This window comes from Streptomyces sp. NPDC000348, assembly GCF_042898795.1.
GTDB lineage: Bacteria > Actinomycetota > Actinomycetes > Streptomycetales > Streptomycetaceae > Streptomyces.
This window is the reverse complement of the sequence record NZ_JBIAZD010000001.1, coordinates 780105-800235: the sequence shown is the minus strand read 5'-3', so window position 1 is coordinate 800235 and position 20131 is coordinate 780105. Positions and strand designations below refer to the sequence as shown.

At 69.9% G+C, this 20131-nt stretch carries 24 protein-coding genes and 1 tRNA gene; 7 read left to right on the top strand and 18 right to left on the bottom strand.

The window, feature by feature from the left end; all coding sequences use genetic code 11:
• Nucleotides 1–203 precede the first annotated feature (203 nt).
• From htpX to ACFY3N_RS03800, 4 genes are all read left to right on the top strand, one after another.
• Nucleotides 204–1067 carry a zinc metalloprotease HtpX gene (gene htpX / locus ACFY3N_RS03815; protein WP_390814995.1) on the top strand — a complete coding sequence of 288 codons (864 nt, stop codon included), beginning with the start codon at nt 204–206 and terminating at the stop codon, nt 1065–1067.
• Nucleotides 1064–1456 (top strand): YccF domain-containing protein, encoded by a 393-nt coding sequence (locus ACFY3N_RS03810; protein WP_390814994.1) that lies wholly within the window; start codon nt 1064–1066, stop codon nt 1454–1456. The genes htpX and ACFY3N_RS03810 overlap by 4 nt, the downstream gene beginning before the upstream one ends.
• 128 nt (nt 1457–1584) lie before the next feature.
• Nucleotides 1585–2151, top strand: a complete 567-nt coding sequence (locus tag ACFY3N_RS03805) for an SMI1/KNR4 family protein (protein ID WP_390814993.1) — start codon at nt 1585–1587, stop codon at nt 2149–2151.
• 449 nt (nt 2152–2600) lie between these two features.
• The gene (locus tag ACFY3N_RS03800) at nt 2601–2867 is read left to right on the top strand and encodes a GlsB/YeaQ/YmgE family stress response membrane protein (RefSeq protein WP_390814992.1); all 267 of its coding nucleotides are present in this window, start codon (nt 2601–2603) and stop codon (nt 2865–2867) included.
• Nucleotides 2868–2988: 121 nt separating this feature from the next.
• Here ACFY3N_RS03800 and ACFY3N_RS03795 read toward each other — a convergent pair whose 3' ends face one another.
• Complete coding sequence (locus ACFY3N_RS03795; RefSeq protein WP_108708220.1) at nt 2989–3477, bottom strand: YajQ family cyclic di-GMP-binding protein; 489 nt, start codon at nt 3475–3477, stop codon at nt 2989–2991.
• 235 nt (nt 3478–3712) lie between these two features.
• On the opposite strand from ACFY3N_RS03795, the gene ACFY3N_RS03790 reads away from it, so the two are divergent.
• Nucleotides 3713–3794 (top strand) — tRNA-Tyr (locus ACFY3N_RS03790).
• A gap of 163 nt (nt 3795–3957) precedes the next feature.
• On the opposite strand, the gene ACFY3N_RS03785 is transcribed toward ACFY3N_RS03790, so the two are convergent.
• The 14 genes from ACFY3N_RS03785 to ACFY3N_RS03720 all read right to left on the bottom strand — a co-directional run bounded on the left by ACFY3N_RS03785 (nt 3958) and on the right by ACFY3N_RS03720 (nt 14862).
• Entirely contained in the window at nt 3958–5325 is a 1368-nt protein-coding gene (locus ACFY3N_RS03785; protein WP_390814991.1) for a tyrosine-type recombinase/integrase, read from the bottom strand.
• A 69-nt stretch (nt 5326–5394) separates the two neighbouring features.
• Nucleotides 5395–5583 carry a helix-turn-helix transcriptional regulator gene (locus ACFY3N_RS03780; protein ID WP_390814990.1) on the bottom strand — a complete coding sequence of 63 codons (189 nt, stop codon included), beginning with the start codon at nt 5581–5583 and terminating at the stop codon, nt 5395–5397.
• Nucleotides 5584–5765: 182 nt separating this feature from the next.
• Nucleotides 5766–6914: a DUF3631 domain-containing protein gene (locus ACFY3N_RS03775; RefSeq protein WP_390814989.1), complete on the bottom strand. Its 1149-nt coding sequence runs from the start codon at nt 6912–6914 to the stop codon at nt 5766–5768.
• The gene (locus ACFY3N_RS03770; protein ID WP_390814988.1) at nt 6911–7336 is read right to left on the bottom strand and encodes a hypothetical protein; all 426 of its coding nucleotides are present in this window, start codon (nt 7334–7336) and stop codon (nt 6911–6913) included. Before ACFY3N_RS03770 ends, ACFY3N_RS03775 begins: the two co-directional genes overlap by 4 nt.
• Nucleotides 7333–8223: a bifunctional DNA primase/polymerase gene (locus ACFY3N_RS03765; RefSeq protein ID WP_390814987.1), complete on the bottom strand. Its 891-nt coding sequence runs from the start codon at nt 8221–8223 to the stop codon at nt 7333–7335. Before ACFY3N_RS03765 ends, ACFY3N_RS03770 begins: the two co-directional genes overlap by 4 nt.
• Entirely contained in the window at nt 8220–9323 is a 1104-nt protein-coding gene (locus tag ACFY3N_RS03760) for a DNA cytosine methyltransferase (RefSeq protein ID WP_390814986.1), read from the bottom strand. Before ACFY3N_RS03760 ends, ACFY3N_RS03765 begins: the two co-directional genes overlap by 4 nt.
• An 87-nt stretch (nt 9324–9410) precedes the next feature.
• Nucleotides 9411–9722, bottom strand: coding sequence for a hypothetical protein (locus ACFY3N_RS03755; protein ID WP_390814985.1), 312 nt, complete (start codon nt 9720–9722; stop codon nt 9411–9413).
• 170 nt (nt 9723–9892) lie between these two features.
• Complete coding sequence (gene traB, locus ACFY3N_RS03750) at nt 9893–11935, bottom strand: plasmid transfer protein TraB (protein ID WP_390814984.1); 2043 nt, start codon at nt 11933–11935, stop codon at nt 9893–9895.
• A 13-nt stretch (nt 11936–11948) separates the two neighbouring features.
• On the bottom strand, nt 11949–12482 hold the full coding sequence (gene traA / locus ACFY3N_RS03745; RefSeq protein WP_390814983.1) for a plasmid transfer protein TraA: 534 nt from the start codon (nt 12480–12482) through the stop codon (nt 11949–11951).
• A gap of 19 nt (nt 12483–12501) precedes the next feature.
• A complete protein-coding gene (locus ACFY3N_RS03740; protein ID WP_390814982.1) occupies nt 12502–13002 on the bottom strand; it encodes a hypothetical protein in 501 nt (166 codons plus the stop codon).
• 30 nt (nt 13003–13032) lie between these two features.
• A complete protein-coding gene (locus tag ACFY3N_RS03735; RefSeq protein WP_390814981.1) occupies nt 13033–13371 on the bottom strand; it encodes an RRQRL motif-containing zinc-binding protein in 339 nt (112 codons plus the stop codon).
• On the bottom strand, nt 13371–14315 hold the full coding sequence (locus tag ACFY3N_RS03730; protein ID WP_390814980.1) for a DUF2637 domain-containing protein: 945 nt from the start codon (nt 14313–14315) through the stop codon (nt 13371–13373). Before ACFY3N_RS03730 ends, ACFY3N_RS03735 begins: the two co-directional genes overlap by 1 nt.
• Nucleotides 14312–14599, bottom strand: a complete 288-nt coding sequence (locus tag ACFY3N_RS03725; RefSeq protein WP_390814979.1) for a DUF6303 family protein — start codon at nt 14597–14599, stop codon at nt 14312–14314. The genes ACFY3N_RS03730 and ACFY3N_RS03725 overlap by 4 nt, the downstream gene beginning before the upstream one ends.
• Nucleotides 14599–14862, bottom strand: a complete 264-nt coding sequence (locus tag ACFY3N_RS03720; RefSeq protein WP_390814978.1) for a DUF6284 family protein — start codon at nt 14860–14862, stop codon at nt 14599–14601. The genes ACFY3N_RS03725 and ACFY3N_RS03720 overlap by 1 nt, the downstream gene beginning before the upstream one ends.
• Before the next feature lie 961 nt (nt 14863–15823).
• On the opposite strand from ACFY3N_RS03720, the gene ACFY3N_RS03715 reads away from it, so the two are divergent.
• Nucleotides 15824–16831 (top strand): XRE family transcriptional regulator, encoded by a 1008-nt coding sequence (locus ACFY3N_RS03715; RefSeq protein WP_390815039.1) that lies wholly within the window; start codon nt 15824–15826, stop codon nt 16829–16831.
• On the opposite strand, the gene ACFY3N_RS03710 is transcribed toward ACFY3N_RS03715, so the two are convergent.
• Both ACFY3N_RS03710 and ACFY3N_RS03705 read right to left on the bottom strand, forming a co-directional pair.
• Entirely contained in the window at nt 16815–17603 is a 789-nt protein-coding gene (locus ACFY3N_RS03710) for an NUDIX domain-containing protein (RefSeq protein ID WP_390814977.1), read from the bottom strand. The two genes, ACFY3N_RS03715 and ACFY3N_RS03710, sit on opposite strands and share 17 nt — an antisense overlap.
• Before the next feature lie 92 nt (nt 17604–17695).
• Entirely contained in the window at nt 17696–18859 is a 1164-nt protein-coding gene (locus tag ACFY3N_RS03705; RefSeq protein ID WP_390814976.1) for a pentapeptide repeat-containing protein, read from the bottom strand.
• Nucleotides 18860–19219: 360 nt separating this feature from the next.
• Here ACFY3N_RS03705 and ACFY3N_RS03700 point away from each other — a divergent pair, with 360 nt between their 5' ends.
• Nucleotides 19220–19432 carry a hypothetical protein gene (locus ACFY3N_RS03700; RefSeq protein WP_217128220.1) on the top strand — a complete coding sequence of 71 codons (213 nt, stop codon included), beginning with the start codon at nt 19220–19222 and terminating at the stop codon, nt 19430–19432.
• A gap of 10 nt (nt 19433–19442) precedes the next feature.
• Here the strand turns inward: ACFY3N_RS03700 and ACFY3N_RS03695 are convergent, their stop codons facing one another.
• On the bottom strand, nt 19443–20099 hold the full coding sequence (locus ACFY3N_RS03695) for an NAD(P)H-binding protein (protein ID WP_390814975.1): 657 nt from the start codon (nt 20097–20099) through the stop codon (nt 19443–19445).
• Between the last annotated feature and the right edge of the window lie 32 nt (nt 20100–20131).

The following is a 20131-nucleotide window of genomic DNA, read 5'->3' as shown; positions in this document are numbered from 1 at the left end:
GCCGCCCGGGACGCTCCGGACGGCCGTCACCCGGACGGTTGACACGCGCCACCGCGCGCACAAGGGAACTAGTGCCCCTCGCCTGGCGTTGACCGGTACGGGAGGGTCCACTGGACGTGACACCACGAGACCAGTGGGCAGCGCAGGTCAGAAGGAAGATCAGCAAGCGAGGGTCCCCTGCCGCACGACTTGGAGGGCGTACCGTGCACCGCCGGCACAACGGGCTCAGGACCGCAGTCCTCCTCGGGGGACTGTCCGCACTCATCATCGTCATCGGCAGCTTCTTCGGCCGCGCGGGTCTCGTCGTCGCCGTCCTGATCGCACTGGGCACCAACGCGTACGCGTACTGGAACAGCGACAAACTGGCCCTGCGCGCGATGCGCGCCCGCCCGGTGAGCGAGTTCGAGGCCCCGGGGCTGTACCGCATGGTCCGCGAGCTCTCCACCCAGGCCCGCCAGCCCATGCCCCGGCTGTACATCTCCCCGACCGAGGCCCCCAACGCCTTCGCCACCGGCCGCAACCCGCGCAACGCCGCCGTGTGCTGCACCGAGGGCATCCTGCGCCTGCTCGACGAGCGGGAGCTGCGCGGCGTCATCGGCCACGAGCTCAGCCACGTCTACAACCGGGACATCCTGATCTCCTCGGTCGCCGGAGCCCTCGCCTCCGTGATCATGTTCCTGGTCAACTTCGCCTGGCTGATCCCGATCGGCCGCTCGGACGACGACGACGGCCCCGGCCTCCTCGGCATGCTGCTGATCATGATCCTCGGCCCGCTCGCCGCGTCCCTCATCCAGCTGGCCATCAGCCGTTCCCGGGAGTACGAGGCCGACGCCTCCGGCGCCCAGCTCACCGGCGACCCGCTCGCCCTCGCCGGCGCCCTGCGCAAGCTGGAACACGGCACCAAACAGCTCCCCCTGCCCCCCGAGCCCCGCATCGAGACGGCCAGCCACATGATGATCGCCAACCCGTTCCGTCCGGGACAGGGGCTCTCGAAAATGTTCTCCACCCACCCGCCGATGGCGGAACGCATCGCCCGGCTCGAGAAGATGGCAGGTCACCACCAGTGAAGACCATCCTGAATCTCATATGGCTCGTCTTCAGCGGCTTCTGGCTGTTCCTCGGCTACCTGTTCGCGGGCGTGCTGCTCTGCATCACGGTCATCGGCATCCCCTTCGGCGTCGCCGCCTTCCGCATCGGCCTCTACGCCCTGTGGCCCTTCGGGTACACGACGGTCGAGCGCCGGGACGCGGGAGCCCCTTCCTTCCTCGTCAACGTGCTGTGGCTGCTCCTCGCGGGCTGGTGGCTGGCGCTCGGCCACGTCGTCACCGGCATCGCCCTGTGCGTGACGGTCATCGGAATCCCGCTCGGCATCGCCAACTTCAAGCTGATCCCGGTCTCGCTGTTCCCGCTGGGCCGCGAAATCGTGCGGACCGACCAGCCGTTCACGCAGCGCTGACGAGTCGGTGGACGCCCCCGGCGGCCACGGCACGACCCAGGCGTCGTCCACAACCCGGAGGTTGTCCACAACCCGGAGGTTGTCCACAGGCCCGCACGCATGTCAGTGGCGGCCCGCATGATGAACCCATGACCGAGCACGAGCAGTTGCTGACCCGGGTGGCGGACAAGGCCCGCAACACCCGCCCATGGGGCTGGCCTTCCCTCCCCGATCCCGTCGACGCGGCCACACTGGCACGCGCCGAGGCCACGCTGGGCTTCACCCTGCCCCCACTGCTCGCCGCGCTCTATCTGCGCATAGCGGACGGCGGTTTCGGCCCCGAGTACGGACTGCTGCCCCTGCTGGACAGCGCGCCCTCCGGTGAACCAGCCGCCGTGGCCCAGTACCTCGCCCGCCGCAGGAGCGGCCGCGAGGACCCCGACTGGCCCTGGCCCGAGGGAATGCTGCCCATATCCCACTGGGGCTGCGGCATGTACGCCTGCGTCGACTGCCGCTCGCCCCGGGCCACCGTCCTCCTCTTCGAACCCAACCCGGGCGACCCCGACCGTGCCTGGTTCCTCGACGCGCCCGGCCTCGCGGACTGGCTCCGCTCCTGGGTCCGGGGCACGGGCTGGTACGAGGAGGAGAACGAGGGGACGGACCTGGCCCCCTGGACCGGTTCCGCAGGCCGCGGGACGCCGTCACCGGCGTCCTGACCGGGCTCCGCGAAGACCGCCGCGGAACCCCGGAAAAACGTCCGGGAAAGCGAGGCCCGAGGGACCGGACGCACCCGGGAGACCCGCCGCACCCGTGAGCACGGCTTCCCTCGCCCCGGGGGCCCACCACGGCCACCGGCCACCGCCCGTCCTCAACCCCCGCCGTACGCCATGGGCAACCACCACCGGCACCCCCGCGCCCACGGCAGCGAGAACGCCGGCACCGGGCACCCGGCGAGCCCCACCGTCGGCACCACCCGTGTCACCGGCCGTGAATCGAGCGGGCCGAGACCGATGACCACGGCACCGCCGACGCCGAGCGTGCGGCGCAGCGCGGCGCAGGACGCGTCCGGCAGAGGGCCGCACCCCGGTGATCACCTGCAACCGGCAGGTGTACGCGTGACGTCTCTCATGGTGCGGGGGGCGGCAGGAAAGGGCAGGTACGCGGCATGACGATCATCAGCTGGATCATTCTGGGACTGCTGGCCGGAGCGGTGGCGAAGTTCCTGCTGCCCGGCCGCGACCCGGGCGGCCTCATCGGCACGACGCTGATCGGCGTCGCCGGTGCGTTCATCGGCGGCTGGATATCGGCACGTTGGCTCGACCACCCGATCACCAAGGACTTCTACGACGGTGCCACCTGGGCCGCCGCGATCGGCGGCTCGCTGGTCCTCCTGATCGCCTACCGCATCCTGTTCGGCCACTCCCGGAACTGACCGGCCACCGCGCACCGGACCGCGGCCGGCAGGCGAGAAGGGTGGTCACCGCGCGGGTGCCCACCCTCCCCCGTGCCCGTCCGGCACGCCAACGCGCCGGTCCCGGACCGGTCGGCCGGACCTACCGGTAGTTCACGAACTGCAGCGCGAAGTCGAAGTCCTTGCCCTTGAGCAGCGCGATGACGGCCTGCAGGTCGTCACGGCTCTTGGAACTGACCCGCAGTTCGTCGCCCTGCACCTGGGCCTTCACGCCCTTCGGGCCCTCATCGCGGATGATCTTCGCGACCTTCTTCGCGTTCTCCTGGGAGATGCCCTCCTCGATCGACGCGAAGATCTTGTACTCCTTGCCCGAGAGCTGGGGCTCACCCGCGTCCAGGGCCTTCAGGGAGATGCCCCGCTTGATCAGCTTGGACTGGAAGACGTCGAGGACAGCCTTCACCCGGTCCTCGGAGTTCGCCTCCATGAGGATCTTCTCCCCGGACCACGAGATCGAGGCACCCACGCCCTTGAAGTCGTAGCGCTGCGAGATCTCCTTGGCGGTCTGGTTGAGGGCGTTGTCGACCTCCTGCCGCTCGACCTTCGAGACGATGTCGAAACTGGAGTCGGCCATGTCCTGTGGCTCCTTGTATCAGGGTGCGTACCGGGCTGCGCACCGGATGCGTACCGGCGTACGTGAAGCGGCCCCCGAGCCCGGCATCGGTCCCAGGCCGCATCCGGACCAGCCTAGTCACCCCCGGGCCCCCGGGCGGCGATCAATCAGGTGGCGAAGCACCCCTGTCCATCGGGTATTGTTTACGTCGTTGCCAGGGAGCACCGCCGAAAGGCGGTTCGACGGCAGCAACCCCGGCGGTGTGCCCGAGCGGCCAAAGGGAGCAGACTGTAAATCTGCCGGCTCAGCCTTCCCAGGTTCGAATCCTGGCGCCGCCACAAGACCGAAAGGGTCTGTGACCAGCAGCAATGCTGATCGCAGGCCCTTTCGGCGTTCACGGGCGCGATCTGGTCGCTATAGGCGCTTTTTCCCAGTGTGTCTCACCCTGATTCGGGTGCTGACCAGTCCGTGTGGGGCAGGCGTGGGGCAGCCTCGGCCCTCCTAGCCGCCGTTCCTCAGCGCCCGCTCGATCCGGGCGTTCGCCGTGGCCGCACCGCCGTCCAGGCACTTGGCGTACACCCGGAACAGCACGGCCACGCTGTGGCCGGCGCGCGCGGCCACCTCCTGCGGTTCCACACCGGAGCTGAGCCACGTGGACACGGCGGCGTGGCGTAGATCATATGGGCGCTTCGCCAGCAGCGAAGCGCACTGAGCGGGCGTGAGAGCGCGTGTGCGGGCCTCTGCCCACACCTCGCCATATCCGGTGTCTTGGATGAGCCCGCCGCGTTGCGTCCGGAACAGCCGCCCGTCGGGAGCGACGCCGTATGCGGTGACGTGCCACCGGAGCAGGCTCACGAGATCGGGCGGGATCGGCACGGTGCGGACTGCTTTCCGGGGCCGGTGCTTGAGCCCGCGCCGGTCGTGTGCCTCACCGCTGTCCGTCCAGGCTGAACCCGAGCGCGGGCGGGTCTCTCGGAGTCGCAGAGTGCCCCACCCTTGCCGGGGCAGGTCGCAGTCCTGGAGACGGAGACCGATGACTTCCGCTGGCCGTGCCGCCGCGTAGTACATGCAGCCGAAGAACGCGACCAGGCGCCGCCCGCGAGGGCTCTGCGTCCGTACGGCATCGAGCAGCGCGAGAGCCTGCCGGGGGTCTGGCACCGAGGCGGGGTCCAGTTCCTCCGCTACCTGCTCCGGAGCCTTCCACTGCACCTGTGGCAGAGGGTTGTCCGTCAGGCGACCGGCGTCGACGGCGTAGCCGAGGGCGTTGTGGAAGATGGCTCGCTTCCGCCGGATGGTCGACGCGGACGCCGTGGTCCCGTCCAGCTTCTTGGTCAGGGCGTCCAGAGCCGCGCGCACGTGCATCCGGTCGGCCAGAGCGGACGTGGGCAGCGACTTGCGCTCGAACCATGCCAGCACGGCGGCCACGTCGTCCGGGAGTTCCTGATCACGGCGGCTCATGTTGAACGCCCAGCTATAGAGAGCTGTCCGCACGGTCTTGGCGTCGGCCATTCCCTTGGTGTTCGTGACAAGCGCCGGCGTCACCGTGGCCATGGCTTCCGCGAGCGTCCGACGCGTCGAGCCGGGGGAGTGCTGCCACTTCATCTCGATGTATTCACGTGCGTGCTGGTACCAACTCACGTCGTTGCGCTTCCGCAGCTCGGAGACCGGCACCCCGGTGGACTCGTCGAACGGCTCGCCAGCGTGCGCCGCCCGCAGCAGCTCGGCGCGTCGGCCGTCCGCGAGGGTCTTGGTGCGGAACGTCTGAGAGTGCGGAGTCTCGCCCGTCTTCCAGCGGAGTTCTGCAGAGGTCTGTCCGCGGTCCTTCCGTTGCCGGACGGACCAAATCCGAACGTCGTACGTCTTCCCCATCGGAACCTTTCGTGGGAAGGGGCCCAGCATGAGCCGGGCCCCTGGGGTGGTGTCGGTGAGCCGATGTGTTCAGTAGGCGGGGCTGTCCAGGTTGCTGAGCCAGTCGTCTAGGTCGTTGCGGCGAACCCGCAGGTGACCGTTGGGCAGCTTCACCAGCCGCGGCGCCTGCCCGCGGGCACGCATGCGGTAGAAGGCGGCGCGGCTCATGCCGATCTCGGTGAGAACTTCGGGGAGCTTGAGCATCTTGGTGCTGGCCAAGGTGGTGACTCCTTCTCGGGAAAGGGCGTCGGGGGTCCCTCTGAGGGGCGCTACTTCCGCTACCGCCGCTACCTCGCAGTTCAGGGGCCTGTCGGGGGTAGCGGGAAGGGGTAGCGGTAGCGGATAGGTAGCGGCGGGGTAGCGGCACGCGGTGACGTTTGCCGCTACCCCGTTGTGGCTGGTCAGGCGGCGTTTTCGGTGCCCGGTAGCGGAAGTAGCGGACTTTCCGGGGGTGGGGGGCAGTAGCGCTGCCATGCGTCGTGCAGATCGGTGGCGTAGTAGCCCTTGAGCACGCTCCCGGCGGTCTTGATGTTGCGGGAGGCGATCGGCTCGTTGTCGGCCGTCATGTACTCCGCGAGCATCCGCGACAGGCGCCGGTTGTCGAGCGGCTTGCCGTTCAAGTCCGCCCACGGGGCGTCATCGAGGGCGTTGAGCCGGTCCAGGATGGCGACGGTAGGCAGGCGGTCGATACCGACCATGACGTGGTCGCGCAGGTCGGTCAGCAGCCGCACGCCCAGGCTGCCCTTGTCGTTGGCCTTGGACGCCTTGACCAGGGTCACGCACGCTTGGCGAGCCCGTTCGGGCCAGTGGCCACCGACCGCGTCGGCGACGGCGAGGAGGGGTTCCCACACGTCCGCCGGCCGGTCGGTCACCCCGTCCGGCATGTCCGGCCACGCCCCCATGACGTCCCCGCGTGCCTGCTCCGCCCACGCGGCGAGCCGGTCCCGCAGCGCGTTCCCCTCGGCTTCATGGACACGGGCCCGGAACGGCTCCACCTTCTCGTTCCTCGCCCGGCGCCGCATACGGATGACGACGGAACGGCTCAGGATCGTGTCCGGCAGTGAGCCGAGACCGGCGACCGCGATCGCGCAGTACGACGGGAAAGCCTGAACGGTCTGCTGTCCGCCATCGCCGATGCACCGGTACGTGACCCCGGTGCGGCGGTGTCCAGCGTTGAGGAACCCGCGCAACTCCTCGTTGTCCCCCGCCTTCGGTCCGAAGACGGTGTCGATCTCGTCGAACAGGATCGTCGGCTTGCCCGTGCCGGCGGAGACGGACCGGAACAGGGCGGCGGCGGAGGCGTTGACGGCCGTCATGGGCTGCGGCACCAGCGTCTCTACGATCTCCAGCGCCCTCGTCTTGCCGGACCCTGGTTCGGGGGACAGGAAGGCGATGCGCGGGGTGGAGTCGAAACAGTCGAGCAGATGCGCGTGAGCGTCCCACAGCGCGACGGCGACGAACGCGGCCTCGGTGGGAAAGACGTTGAACCGTCGGTGGAAGGCTTCCACCTCGTCCAGCAGCGCGGCCCCATCGATGGTGGTAGGGGTCATGCGGCGTTCCTCCGTTCCGGCGTGGCGGGGGTTCCGGCACAGCCGGAACGGTGGGCGGCGTACTCGGTGACCAGCGCGGCCACGGCGTCCTGTCCGCGGGCGGTGGCGGTCTGTCCGCAGGGGCAGGCGTAGGCGGCGGTGGGGATGCCACCGTGCCGGGTGGACCAGCGGGCCCCGTCGTAGTGGTGGCGGTAGACCGGCGGGGCGTAGATGCGGAGACCGGGCCGCTCCGGCGTCGGGTCGGCACTGGGGTGCGCTCCGTCGGCGGGGAACCGGTTCGAACGAAAAGCAGTGACGACGCCCTGACGGGCGGCGCCTGCCGGCTCGCCCACGGCCGACCGGGCGCTGCTCGGTCCGGCGGCGCGCGGGCCGGTGGTCGGGGCCGGTTGGCCTTCCAAGCGGGGGCGGGGCGGGGTGCTCATGCCGCCTCCCGTGGCCGGGCGGTGCGCAGGGAGCTGTCCAGGGCGCTGCGGATCGTGGTGCGGCACTCGGCAGCGGTGAGTCCCACCGCTTCCCCTGCTGCTTGGAAGGCGTCCTCTGCCACGTTGCGGGGGAGGTCGCCCCATGCGACGAACCGCCCCACCTTGAACGCGCTGCGGTTCAGCGTGGTGTTGCGCAACCCGTCCGGCGCGGCGGCCACGACGGCGCACTCGGCTTCCAGCGCGGCCACGGCCGCCCGGCTGCCGTCGACTGCCGGGCGCCTGAACGGTCCCGTAGGCCGCGCAGGGGCCGGTTGCAGGATGGTGAGCAGCCATCCGGGGAGAGGTGCGGTCACAGAGCCGCTCAGCGCTTCGTACTGTCCGGCGGGGAGGGTGCTGCCCGCGGCGACGACGTAGCCGCCCCACGCACGGGTATCCACGGCGTCCGCGACGGTACCGGCTGTGTTGGGCAGCTGGACGCCGTGCGGGGCGGTGAAGTACAGGTGCGTCCCACCGCTTGCGGTCCGGGTCCGGTAGGTGTCGGGGACGGCGTGGCCGGCGCGCTCGCAGAGCGCTGCGAAGGTTGCCGCGCCGTCAGGCGCGTCCGAACTGCCCTTGTGCTCGGGCGTGTCCAGGTCGACCACGACCAACCCCGACGGGCCGGTGGCGATGCCGACGTTGAACGGCGCCCGAGACCAGGCCGCGCGGATGCGGTCCGGGTCGGTGGTGGCGCGCTGCTCCCACTTCCGATGGCCAGCTGCGCACGGCCCGGTGCCGGTGCACGTCTTCTCACCGTGCAGTGCGGGAACCTTGCTGCCGGGACGAAGCGGGAACACCCGCCAACCTCGCTCGGCAGCGTTCAGAGCGGCGCGCGTCAGGTCCTCGCTCATGCCGCCACCTCCCCCGCCGGCTTGGCCGCAGTCGTGCCGAGCAGCAGGCCGTAGGCGTGGTGGGCCTGGCGGGGCACGACGCCGTTGCCGAGGATCTTGAGTTGTTCCTTGCGGGGGATGCCGGGCACGGCGGTGACCCATCCTTCGGGCAGGCCCATCATCCATTCGGTGAACAGCGGTGACAGGCGCCGGTTGCCGCGGGTGCCCGGTTCGGTCGGGCACGGCGCCGGCCGTCCGGTAATGCGCTCCCACCGACGGACGGCGGGCCCGTAGTCGGTGCCATCGGCGGCCACCCACCGTTCGTCCAGCGGGACCGGCCCGGACGGCGTGGTGTCGACGTTGGCGAGCAGGTTGACGGCCACCTCGTTGAGCGGCCGGGCGTTGCGGTCGAGCAGGTTCGACGCGCCGGACTTCCAGTCGCGGGCCGCTGGTGTGGGCAGCAGGCTCACGACTCCGAGGGCGCCGGGAGCTTCGTCACCGCAGTGCGGAGGTTCATCCCGCCCTTGCGCTTCGGCGAGGTTCCGGGGCCGCCAGTGCCGTCCGAGCTGGTGGGGGTCGGCATCAGCGGGATGGGCAACTGCGAACCAGCGGTCGCGTTCGTGAGGGGCGCCGGTTTCGGGGTCACCAGCGCGTACGCATGTCCACCGGAGGTCATACCGGAGCGCGGCCAGGTCCGCGGCGACGACGTCCAGCCCCCGCGAGCGGAGCGCCGCCACGTTTTCCAGGAAGACGAGGCGCGGTCGAAGGTGGCCCACAGCCTCAGCGACGTTTTTCCAGACCCGCGACCACTGCCCATTGATCCCGTCCCTTCGTCCAGCGTTGGAGGTGTTGCGGCAGGGGAAACCGGCGCCGATCACGTCCGGCCGGAACACGTCCCAGACGCGGTCCCAGTCGACGGCGCGGATGTCCCCGAGGTTGGGCACCCCGGGGTGCCGGTGGGTGAACACGGTCGCGGCGTGCGGGTCGTTCTCGGCGAAGGCGGCGACTTGGCCGCCGATGCGGGCCCGGATCGCCGCTTCCAGTCCGCCGTAGCCGGCACACAGGGCGACGATCGTCGGCGGCGAGCCGGACACTCGCCCGATGGTGGTGGGTTGCGTCATGCTGGGAGACCTCCACAGGTCAGTCGATGGCAGGTGGACAAGGGCGGCCCCGGTTCTTTGGCGAGAGAGGGGCCGCCCTTGGCGTAGCTAGGTGTGCTTGCCCCGGGCGAGCCGGAGACCGATGCCGCCGATGCCGATAGGGCCGGCAGCGGCGCCGATGGCGGCGGCGGTGTGGGCGGCGAAGTCGAGCAGCGCGAGGAACGCGGCCACGAGTCCGAAGATGCCGATCACTCCCGCGCCGGCGACGGCGATCGGGAACAGGTAGTGCCGCAGCGGGCGGCCGGTGCGGTCGGTGTGGTGGACGACGATGACGACCGGGGCGCCGGCGGTTTCGGCGCGGCGGTAGGTGTCGGCGGGGATGTGCGGGGCGATGATCCCCGGCGGGTCGCGGTGGGTCACGTTGGGCTCCCTCGGGTATGCCGCGGGCCCGCACCAGCGTGTGGCGCGGGCCCGTGCGGGTGGAGTGTCAGACGCGGGTGTCAGGGGGTGTCACGGCCGGGTGTCAGGGGCGCATGACAGCGCGTCTGCCTAGGGGTTTGACTGTCAGGCGGCCGTGACGGTGTCAGGTGTCAGGCGGCGGCCATGGTGGGGACGATGCGCCACCGGCCGGTGGTGTTCGTCGGCTCCAAGCGCCCCTCGATGGCGGCTTCCTTGAGCCGCGCGGAGACCCACGGGCGGGAGAGGTGGTGCCGCTCGCACCAGTCCATGAAGTCCTTCGGACCGACGATCATGCGGCCCTCTTCCTCGAACTCCTGAAGCGCGCGGGCGAACAGCTCCCGCGCCTCCTCGGGGGAGGGCTTGTGGCCGCTCTCCTGCCCGAAGATCGGGGCGTCGTCGCCCTCCTCGGCCCCGGGCAGGTCCGCCTCGGGGTCGATTCCGGCGTCCTCGGGGTCGACCAACAGCCCACCGTGGTTCATGTCGTCCTCCTCGCGGACGGCCCGCAGCGCCGCCGGTCCGTCAGCAGTGGTCCGGCCGGTGTAGGCGGTGCCGGCCACGCCCACCGCGGCCCCGGCGGTGATCGGGTCGGCGGTGGCGCCGTTGCGCTGTGCCCAGGTGGCCAGCAGCTCCATGACCGGCACGGCCCGGTGGGTGAAGCGGCGGGTACGTCCCGGGGACGGGTAACGGTCCTCCGGGATACCGGGCGAGACGACGTAGCAGTAACCGGGCCGCCGGTTGCCCCACGCGCCCGGGTGGGCACCCGCGGCCAGCACCTCGTCCGGCAGACAGAACCCCTCATCGCGCGGGTCGCAGCCGAGCGCGATCACGGACGGCAGCGACGCGCGGGTGGAGGTGGACATCTGGTCGTACGAGGGCCGCTGAAGCGACACGATCAGCGAGATTCCCGCGGACCGGGCCTCCTGCGCGATGCCGGTGAACGCATCGTCGCCCAGCGCACGGAGAGTGTTGGCGGCTTCCTCGAACCAGGTGACCAGGAACGGCATCCCCGTACAGCCGCACGCCGTGCCGTCGCTGCGGCAGGTGTGCTCCGGGCCGGTCTGCTGCTCCGCAGCAGCGGGCACCCACTGCCGGTAGCCGTGCGCCCCGAGCCAGCGGGTGCGGGCGGGGATGACCTCCTGGACGGCGGCCACCATGACCTCCGTCTGTGCGCCGCCCTCCGCAGCCCAGTCCAGGCCCGGCCGCAGGGGCGCGAAGTCCTGGAACGCCTTGGGGTCGGAGAACCACACGATCACATCCCGGCGGGACAGGATCTCGGTCAGGAGGTTCAGGGCGGTGTCGCCCTTGCCGGAGCCGGTGCCGCCGGCGATGAGGGCGTGGGTGGAGTTGCGGCCCGCGTCCGGGTCGCCGGGCAGCCACATGACCAGCGGCGCGCCGTCGTCGTACCGGCCGATCACCAGCGGTTCCGCGATCGACCCGCCCAGGTTGGAGGGGCCGTCGTACTCCACCGTCTGGGCCAGCATGTCTTCGGGGACGATGACCAGGTCTCCGCGCCGGTTGGAGTCGGGGTCGGGGGTGTAGCGGACGGCGGAGGTCGGCAGGTCCAGGGCGGAGGCGATGTTGCCCAGTGCCTTGGCCATGTCGTCGTTGGTCTGCTCACCGGGCGCGAGGGCAACCGGTGCGGTGACCCGGTTCGGTTCCACCTTCGCCGCACCGATCTGCGCCCGCGCCAGACCCACCTTCTCCAGCAGGCCCTTGTCCGAGCTTTCGCCGGGGGCGTCGTTGTGGCGCAGGACCATTCGCACGTTCCACGACAGGGCCAGCGCCGGCCCGCCCATCAGATACAGGTCGTCGAGCGGGCCGGCGGTGGGACCGGCCAGGCATGCGGCGGTCACCCACGCGGAGCCGGCGGCCACGGTGATGGCGGAGTGCAGGCGCCGCTGTGAGCTGGTGTTCTTACCGGCCCACCAGGTGACGCCGGTCAAAGCGACCGACGCGAGGGTGAGCCCGACGCCGGCCGCGGAACTGTCGGACCACCGCCAGTTCCCCAGCGCCCCCGCGAGACCGGCGCCGCCGACGGCGAGCCACGGGGGCAGGTGCGGCTTGGCTCGGTTCAGCAGGTACGCCCGGACGGAGCCGCCCGTGCCGGTGTTCGTGTCGGTGGCGAGGGCGAGCGGGTACGCCCGGCCGTCCTGGTCGGTCCACTTGCGTGCCATGGTCGTACCTCCCTTACTGCTGGGCCCAGTTCATGACCGGCTGCTGCGGCTTGCGGGCACGGTGGCGCACCCGGTTGATCTCCTCCTCGTATTCCTGCTGGAAGGCCGCGTAGCAGGCGGCGGCGTTCTTCGCCGCGTCCCGCAGGGCGTCCGCGGACCGCTGCATCTTGCGCGCCACCTTCGCGGCCCGCACCCGGGAGCCGAACGCGCGGCCGTCGGGGTCGGGCACTGCGGCGAGGACGCCCTTGAGGATCTCGGCGCCCATCGCCACCTCGATCGAGAGGGTCACGGCGGCGGCCCGCAGGGTGTTGCAGTAGTTGCGCACCTGCGCCGGCGAGGTGAATTCCGGGGCCGGCAGCAGGGACTCGGCGTGCGTACGGCCACCGCCCCCACGGTTGGCGCCGCGGTTGTTGTTCACGGTCACGTTGACCGGGGGGACGAACGAGCCGCCCAGGGCGCCGACGAAACCGCCCGCGGCGGCGCCGGCGTTGGCGAACTTGTTGCCCTTGTTGCTGGCACCGTTGGTGCCGCGTGTCGGGGTTGCCATCGAAGGTGTCTCCCTCGGGTCAGTGGGTGCGACGGACGATGAGCCAGGCGGTCTGAGTGGTGATCAGGGTGAGCAGCCACCACAGCTCCAGCGCGCCGGCGAGCGGTCCGAAGCCGGCCGCGACGGCGAGCCAGGCGAGCGCGGACGACGTGAGCGCGGCCAGGCCGATGCGCCAGGCGAGGACGGAGCCGGTGGCGGGGCGGCGGCGCTGCGTGATCAGCAGCCAGGCCAGCGGGCCGGCGGCGGTCGGGGCGAGCAGCAGAGCGGACCACCACGCGATGACGTGCAGCAGGGCGGCCACGACCAGCGCGAGGACGGCGAGAGCGGTCGGGGCGAGAGCGCGGCGCGAGCGCCACAGCCACCCACCGACCACGGCGAGCGCCTCACGGGTCAGGGACGGGCGTTCGGGGACCACGACGACGAACGGGGCGGCGCCGCGGCGGCCACGCTGGCGGGGGATACGGACGGTGTGGACACCCGCGGTCGTCTTGGCGCCGCGGGCACGGATACGACTGGACACAGCGAAACTCCCAGGAAGTCGGAGAGGGGTTCAGGCGGCGCGCTGTTCGTCGGGGAAGGCACACGGGGTGCACATGCCGAGCGAGGGCGGGATGACGTACCCGGCATCGAGCCGGCATGCGGGGCAGGTGCGGCGGGCGGCGTTCGCCTTGGCCAGAGCCGCCCACTTCGCCGGCGTCATCGGCCGTACGGGCTTCGCGGCGTCGACGCGGTAGAGGTAGGCGACCAGCGGGCCCCGCCGTCGGCGGGGTCGCTCGATCTGCGCGGCCACGTCCTGCCCGCCGGGCCGCAGCCCAAGGGCGCGCAGTTGCCGGCGGGTGGCCAGACCGTCCGGGGCGAGCCGCCACCGGTAGACCGGGAGGGCGCCCATCACCGGCTCGCGACAGCCAGCTCAGCACCACCAGCGGCGGCCGGCTCGCGGTGTTCGGCGTAGCGGGCGGACACCCACCCCACCGACCAGCCACACAGCTCCGCGGCGGCCCGCACCGGCAGACCGGCATCGAACGCGGCCCGCACGGTCGCCCGGGCCCGGTCCTCGGGGAACTTCTCGGCGGCCGGGCCGGCGGCCAGCAGCGCGGCGCGTTCACGCTCGGCCCGCTCCGCACGTTCCTGCCGTTCGCGCTCGCGCCGCTCGGCTTCCTCGCGCTCGGCGCGTTCACGCTCCAGGCAGATGCGTTCACGCTCACGCTCACGGCGTTCACGCTCCGCCTGCTCGGCCCGCTCCCGGGCCGCCTCCCGCTCGGTCTGCTCACGGGCCAGGCGGGCTTCGTGTTCACGCTGTTCACGCGCCAGCATCGCGGCGTGCTCGCGCTCCTCGCGCGCCAGCCGCTCCATCCGCTCGCGTTCCTCCCGGGCGGCCTGGCGTAGGGCCTCCTGCTCTGCCTGCTGCCGTTCCTCCAGCGCGGTGACGGCGGCGGTGATGGCCCGCCGGTAGGCAAGCCCGGTCTCCGCCGTGACGATGAGCAGCAGCGGAGCGACCGCGTGCACGGCCACGCCCACCAGGTCACCTTTCAGGGCGGAGTCGGCGACGTTCAGGGCCAGGGTCATGCCGCCGGTCATCCAGCGCAGCACCACCGGCCAGCGGCCCCCGTGCCCGCCCAGCCGGGCCAGCACCGCATCCAGGCGGACCACGATGACCACGGCCGCGTCGACCACGAGGGGGAGGATCGGCGCCGTCCAGTCCCACTCATCGGGCGTGTGCTTGGCCGCGAGCGGGGTCACGGTGAGGATGGAGTACAGCATCGCGCCCGCCACGATCAGCCACGTGCCGACCGACAGCGCACGCTCCGCTGAACGGATCTGAACGTCGTTCATGCGGCCACCCCCGTCCGTGAACGCACCCGGATCGCGGCGATCAGCACCACCGGCGACGCCGGGTCGTCAACGTTGTCGCGGTCCTCCGTCCACTGCCACTCAGCGCCCGGTACCGGCTCGAAGCCGAGGACGCTGAGCGCGTTCACGCGCTCGGTGAACGTCGGCACCGGCAGTGCCCGGTCGAAGCCGTACTCGGGCCACCGCTCGGCGGTGTTCAGCAGCACCACGTACAGGCGCCACCGGCCGCGGTGCGTGGACATCTGCGCGGTGAACTCCCGGGCCATCACGCCACCTCGGGCGCGTCGGCGCCGCTCTGGTTGAGCAGCGCGACCCGCGCGGCGAGGGCGCGGCGGCGGGCCCGGCGGATGCGGCGGTTGTCCAGCTCGGTCGGCGTGCGGTCCAGCGTGGTGATGTGCGCGTCCAGCAGGTCGACGTCCGCCAGGATGACGGGCATCTCCTGCTCGATCGCGTCCAGCTCGGCGTTCGTCGGCTCCATGAAGTCGGCGAACGCAGTAACAGCGTCCTGAACAGTGACGATGTGGTTCATGGGTCGTGGTCTCCCTTGCAGGTGAAACGGCCCGAACAGAGCCCCCGGTGTTCGCGCACCGGGGGCTCACGCCGTTGGAGTCGGTTCCGGCTCCCCGCGCCCCCGCCCGTACGTCCTCGCGCGGTGCGCGGAACGGACGGGCGGGAGAGGCAGCCGGCCGCAGCGTCAGCGCTGCGAGACCAGGAAGAGACGGACCGGAAAGTCGAACGGGTGCCGCTGGCCGGTCCAGCCTCCAGCGGCACCCCAGGTATGTCGTCGGTTCACGCCGAACCCCCGTTCATCGCGGGGAATCGGCTTGATCTATCGCGGCTCCGAACTGCGCCTTGCTCCGCCTCCCTTGGCCGGCGCGTCGTTGCCGTGCCGCTCAGTCGTCACTCGCTGAACGGCGCTCCCATCCCTCGCGGGTGTCATGGACCGGGTGCAGCCCAATCACCGGGGTCCCCGTGATCCGGTCCCTGGGTCTACGCCCGAGGGTCAGACCAGCGGCTTAGCCGATGACACCGATCGATCCGTGAAGACGACGGACTTCTACGTCTCCCGTGCCGCGCGGGCCGCGTGTAGGCGGGACCGCCGGGGTCGTTCCACGCACCAGGGACCGGAGCCAGCTCCGTAATCTGGTGCGCACCAGTAGATTGCATCTGGTGCGCACCAGAGTCAAGGTGGTTCGCCGTTTCGGGTGGCGTTCGCTCTCTGTGGTGCCTCTCCAGAAGACCGCTTAGGGCAGGGCTGCCGGTAGCCAACAGCGCTTAACATCCGGCCTGTTAACCCCTGTTGACCTGCGGCAACGTGCGGCATGCTGAGAGAGCCAGTGAGGGCTTTTACCGTCGGACGGTGATCTGTGGGCGCAGGACTTCGAAGCGCGCGGGCGGCGCGAGGCTGGTCTCAGGAGCGATTGGTTCGCGAGATCGAGCAGTACGCCCGGCGGAACGTCACGGACGTGGCCTCAACCGCGAGTCTGCGGGTGTACGTGTCCGAGTGGGAGAACGGGAAGCGCACGCTCTCAGACCGGTATGCGGGCATTCTGCGGAAGCTTCTCGGTGTTACTGACGCGGAGTTGAGAGGCGCTGGACCGGTGCCGGTGGCCGCTTCCGTTGACGGCTACGACGAACTACTCAGCCGGATCGACGCGGCCGGCAGTGTCGGTGAGTCCATGGTTCAGGCGTTCAACGATCAGACGGAGTTACTCCGCACCATGGACAGGCAGAGGGGCGCGGCCGGTCTGGTCGACCAGATGACGGGGCACCTTGCCGCCCTGGAAGACGCACTCAACTTTGCTGTGCTGCCGACCACACGCCGCCCCGTCGCGCTCGCCCTCGCGGGTGCGTCGACCCTCGCAGCGTGGCAGGCCATCGACTCGGGAGCGGTCGAACGGGCGTGGCGGCACTACGAACTCGCGAAGCGAGCTGCGCGTGACGCTGAGGCTCCGATGTACCTCGCCCACGCCATGGCGGAACAGGCGTACGTGCTCTGTGAGGCCGGTCGGCCCGCCCTCGGGGTCGACCTCGTACGGGACGCGCGGCGCACCGTTGGCCAGTCGGGTTCCGCCCGGTTGCGGGCGTGGCTGTATGCAGCCGAAGCGGAGATGTGTGCGTACGCCAGCATGCCGGATGACTCTCGACGCGCGCTCGATGCGGCTCTGGCCGCCATCCCACCGGGCCCGGAGGACAGGGACCCGGACATGCTGAGCATCTTCCTAAACGGCACCCACCTTGCGCGGTGGCAAGGCAACGTGCTCGCCATGCTTGGTGACGGCGACGCGGTCACGAGTCTGTACGGAGCGCTGGAAGACATGGACCCGTCATTCGTCCGGGCGCGCGCTGGACTGCACACGGACTTGGCGCACGCGCACTTGACGCGAGCCGAGTACGACGACGCCCACACCCATCTGAGGCAGGCCCGGCTACTGGCGGGCCGCACCGGTTCGGTGCGGCAACGCCGTCGCGTCGACATGCTCAGTGCGCGGCTGTGACCCCCTGCGCGCGCCGGTTGGCCAGGATGTGCAGCAGGGCAACGAGGGTGCCGGAGCCCATCAGCTCACCGCGGGCCATAAGCCCTGGAATGTCGGCGAGGGGAACCCACTCAATGTGGCCCGCTTCCTCCAAGTCGGTCGGTTCACCGACCCTTTCCGCCCCGTAGCCGACGAAGATGTCGTGGGGTGAGTCGACCATGCCGACCATGGGCTGATAGGTCACAACGTGTTCCAGCGCCTTCGGGCGCCACCCGGTCTCTTCGACCACTTCCCGCAGTGCCGTGTCCACCGGTTCCTCGCCAGCGTCGACGATGCCGCCCGGGAGTTCCCAGCCGAACTGTCGGGGCACGAAGCGGTAGCGCCACATCATGAGCACGCGATCTTGGTCATCCAGAACAGCGGTGACGGCCACGTGGTGCAGCTTCACCACGTGATGCTCAAAGGACTTCATGCCGGGCGGCTCCACATCCCAGAGCTGAAGCTTCACCCATCGGTTGTCGTACAGGTCGCGCTCACCGTGGATACGCCACGGCTCTACCCCTTCCGGCTGCCTGACGCTCACAGCGCCCGGGACCCGGTACGAACTACGGCCGCGTACCTCCAACGCACCTTCGGTAACGAGGCGGGCCAGCACTTGCCGTAGCGCCGTCCGTCCGATGCCGAGTTCTTCGACCAGTGCGCGTTCCGAAGGGAGCTTGTCGCCGGCGGCGTACTCGCCGGCGGCGAGCCGCTTTCGAAGCGTCTCGTATACCTTGGTCGTCTTCGGTCCCATCCGCGGAGCACTCTCCGTTCTGCCGTGGTGCGTACCAGCGTAGCGGGCGGTCCTCTAAGTTCCTACTGCGAGTGCGTACGCGCGATAAGGGGTCACTTAGGTTGTTTTGTCTGTGCGCGTCTGGATTCGTTATCCTCGATAATCCGTTGAATTCGGGGGTCTGAGGCGAGATGCGCCGGAAGCTTCGTGCTGCGATAGATGAATGCGTCTGCGAGTTGTTCGACTGTCAGTCCTTGTGCGTCTCCGAGGCCAGCATCCTCCTGGCGTTCTTCTGCCGACTGTGTCATCCAGCTCCCAGCTTGAGTCTCCGTGAAGTTAGTGTTGGCCAGTTCGGCCCATACGAGATCCGCTCCGGTCAAGTCGGCTCCCTTAAGCGTAGCGCCGCTGAGGTCGGTGCCGCTGAGGTCGGAGTTTACGAGGTTGGCGCCGGTGAGATTGGCGTTAACTAGCTGCGCAGAACTCAGCTTCGCTTGTTCTAGGTTCGTTCGTCGCAGATTAACTCCCCTGCTCTTCACTCCGCTTAGGTCTGCTTCCCTGAAGTCTGCCTTGGTAAATTCGGCGTAGGTTAGATCTGCGTAGCGGAACTTCGCCCTTCTGAAGGATGCTTTGGGAAGAGTAATCCGCTGAAGCCTTAGGCCGTAAACTCGGTTATTTATGACCGTCGGAACTGCCAGGTTAGTGAGGGGGGCATCGCTGATTTCAGGGCGCCTCCCGAGTACCGAGATGGCAGCCTGAATATCTTCGCTTGGGTGAGTGGTCAGGGGGTCTGCATCGGCAGGAATCGAAGGCCTAGCCCGATCTCGAATGAAGGCCGTTAGGACTTCCGTCACAGTCGGGTGATCCTTCTCGCTGTCGCGCATGATGCGTTCGAGTGAGTAGATGCCACCCAGTCGTTCTGTAAGATTATCGGATCCCAGAAGCTTGATGGCTTGTACGTATCTTTCCGTAACCTGTCCTTCTCGGCTTATCTCGGCCTGTTCTCGGTCCTTTTCTCGCGTGTGGTCAAACAGCTTTTCCGTGTGCTGATGATTCTTGTGTGTGTAGTAAAGGCCAAGTGCTGCAACGAATCCAGCCCCGAGCGCGACCAGCATTGTCCTGAAACCCGTGATCACGACGCCATCTGCGGGCTGAAGATCATTTCGCCTCAGGTGGGCACCATCGAACCACCATGGTCCCTGCCAGAGGAGCAGGCCGTACACCGCGAACGACAGGGCGAGGCAGCCGGTGAGCGCTATCCGCTTTATTTTTGGCGTCATGCCGACAGGATGCTCACCCGGGGTGGGTGAGGTCTTCGGACTTCCCACTTGCAGAGGGAGATTTGAGGTTCCGGTGCGGGCATCCCCCGTCGTACGGGCGTAGCAGTCATAGGTGTCCGGTATGCCAGCTCTGGGGCATCCGTGGGGTGTTGAGCCGTCATTCAACTGGACTTCGAGGTCAGGTGCCATCCACCGCGCGGACTGTAAATCTGCCGGCTCAGCCTTCCCAGGTTCGAATCCTGGCGCCGCCACACTGGGGAAGACCCCCTCCGAACTGCGGAAACGCAGAACGGAGGGGGTCTCTTCATGTCCGTGGGCGCTTCCTGCCCGTGAGCGGGGGCCCCGGGGCACACTGGCTCCATGTCGTCCCGTCGCCGCCCCTGCCCCGAGTGCCGTCGTGAGATCGCCGTCGTCGCCGGGCGGTACGCGCGCCACGATCCGCCCGGCGCCCGGGGGAGCGGGGAACTGACCTCGTGCCCCGGGTCGCGCAGGCACGCCCCGCTCGGTGCGGAACAGCCGTCGCTGGACGGCTACGCGGTCCCGGAGTTCCCCGGGCAGATGCCCCTCTTCTAGCCCGGCCGGCTCAGTTGCCGGCCACCGACTTCACGGCCACCGACACCGGCGCGGGACCGCTGATCAGCTCCAGGGTCAGACCGGCCGTCGCGGGGGTGTCCACCAACTCCGCCAGTACGGCGGCCACGTCGTCGCGCGGGATCGGGCCGCGGCCCGTGTGGGCCTCCAGGCGGACCAGGCCGGTGCCGGCGTCATTGATGAGCTGGCCGGGCCGCAGGATCGTCCAGTCCAGGGCGTCCAGACCGCGTACGTGGGCGTCCGCCTCGCCCTTGGCGCGCAGGTACGCGTCGAAGACCTCGTCGCCCTCGTGGGCCGGGTCCGCGCCCATGGACGACACGATCACGAAACGCCGTACGCCCGCGCGGACGGCCGCGTCGGCGAAGAGGACCGCCGCCGCCTTGTCCACCGTCTCCTTGCGGTCCACCCCGCTGCCCGGACCGGCGCCCGCCGCGAACACCGCGGCGTCCGCGCCCTCCAGCCGCTCCGCGACCTCCTCCACCGAGGCCGACTCCAGGTCGAGGACGACCGGTTCGGCACCCAGTCGCCGCAGTTCGTCGGCCTGTTCGGGTTTGCGGATGATGCCCGCCACCTCGTCCCCGCGCGCGGCGAGCAGCCGCTCCAGCCGCAGCGCGATCTGACCATGACCACCAGCGATGACAATGCGCATGCCTCCGACCGTACGCCGGGGCGACCGCATCC

Excerpts from the sequence above, each read along its gene's own strand:
- ACFY3N_RS03805 (WP_390814993.1), top strand. The coding sequence starts at position 1,585 with ATGACCGAGCACGAGCAGTTGCTGACCCGGGTGGCGGACAAGGCCCGC.
- ACFY3N_RS03800 (WP_390814992.1), top strand. The coding sequence starts at position 2,601 with ATGACGATCATCAGCTGGATCATTCTGGGACTGCTGGCCGGAGCGGTG.
- ACFY3N_RS03795 (WP_108708220.1), bottom strand. The coding sequence starts at position 3,477 with ATGGCCGACTCCAGTTTCGACATCGTCTCGAAGGTCGAGCGGCAGGAG.
- ACFY3N_RS03785 (WP_390814991.1), bottom strand. The coding sequence starts at position 5,325 with ATGGGGAAGACGTACGACGTTCGGATTTGGTCCGTCCGGCAACGGAAG.
- ACFY3N_RS03775 (WP_390814989.1), bottom strand. The coding sequence starts at position 6,914 with ATGACCCCTACCACCATCGATGGGGCCGCGCTGCTGGACGAGGTGGAA.
- ACFY3N_RS03770 (WP_390814988.1), bottom strand. The coding sequence starts at position 7,336 with ATGAGCACCCCGCCCCGCCCCCGCTTGGAAGGCCAACCGGCCCCGACC.
- ACFY3N_RS03765 (WP_390814987.1), bottom strand. The coding sequence starts at position 8,223 with ATGAGCGAGGACCTGACGCGCGCCGCTCTGAACGCTGCCGAGCGAGGT.
- ACFY3N_RS03760 (WP_390814986.1), bottom strand. The coding sequence starts at position 9,323 with ATGACGCAACCCACCACCATCGGGCGAGTGTCCGGCTCGCCGCCGACG.
- traB (WP_390814984.1), bottom strand. The coding sequence starts at position 11,935 with ATGGCACGCAAGTGGACCGACCAGGACGGCCGGGCGTACCCGCTCGCC.
- traA (WP_390814983.1), bottom strand. The coding sequence starts at position 12,482 with ATGGCAACCCCGACACGCGGCACCAACGGTGCCAGCAACAAGGGCAAC.
- ACFY3N_RS03735 (WP_390814981.1), bottom strand. The coding sequence starts at position 13,371 with ATGGGCGCCCTCCCGGTCTACCGGTGGCGGCTCGCCCCGGACGGTCTG.
- ACFY3N_RS03730 (WP_390814980.1), bottom strand. The coding sequence starts at position 14,315 with ATGAACGACGTTCAGATCCGTTCAGCGGAGCGTGCGCTGTCGGTCGGC.
- ACFY3N_RS03725 (WP_390814979.1), bottom strand. The coding sequence starts at position 14,599 with ATGGCCCGGGAGTTCACCGCGCAGATGTCCACGCACCGCGGCCGGTGG.
- ACFY3N_RS03720 (WP_390814978.1), bottom strand. The coding sequence starts at position 14,862 with ATGAACCACATCGTCACTGTTCAGGACGCTGTTACTGCGTTCGCCGAC.
- ACFY3N_RS03710 (WP_390814977.1), bottom strand. The coding sequence starts at position 17,603 with ATGGGACCGAAGACGACCAAGGTATACGAGACGCTTCGAAAGCGGCTC.
- ACFY3N_RS03705 (WP_390814976.1), bottom strand. The coding sequence starts at position 18,859 with ATGACGCCAAAAATAAAGCGGATAGCGCTCACCGGCTGCCTCGCCCTG.
- ACFY3N_RS03700 (WP_217128220.1), top strand. The coding sequence starts at position 19,220 with ATGTCGTCCCGTCGCCGCCCCTGCCCCGAGTGCCGTCGTGAGATCGCC.
- ACFY3N_RS03695 (WP_390814975.1), bottom strand. The coding sequence starts at position 20,099 with ATGCGCATTGTCATCGCTGGTGGTCATGGTCAGATCGCGCTGCGGCTG.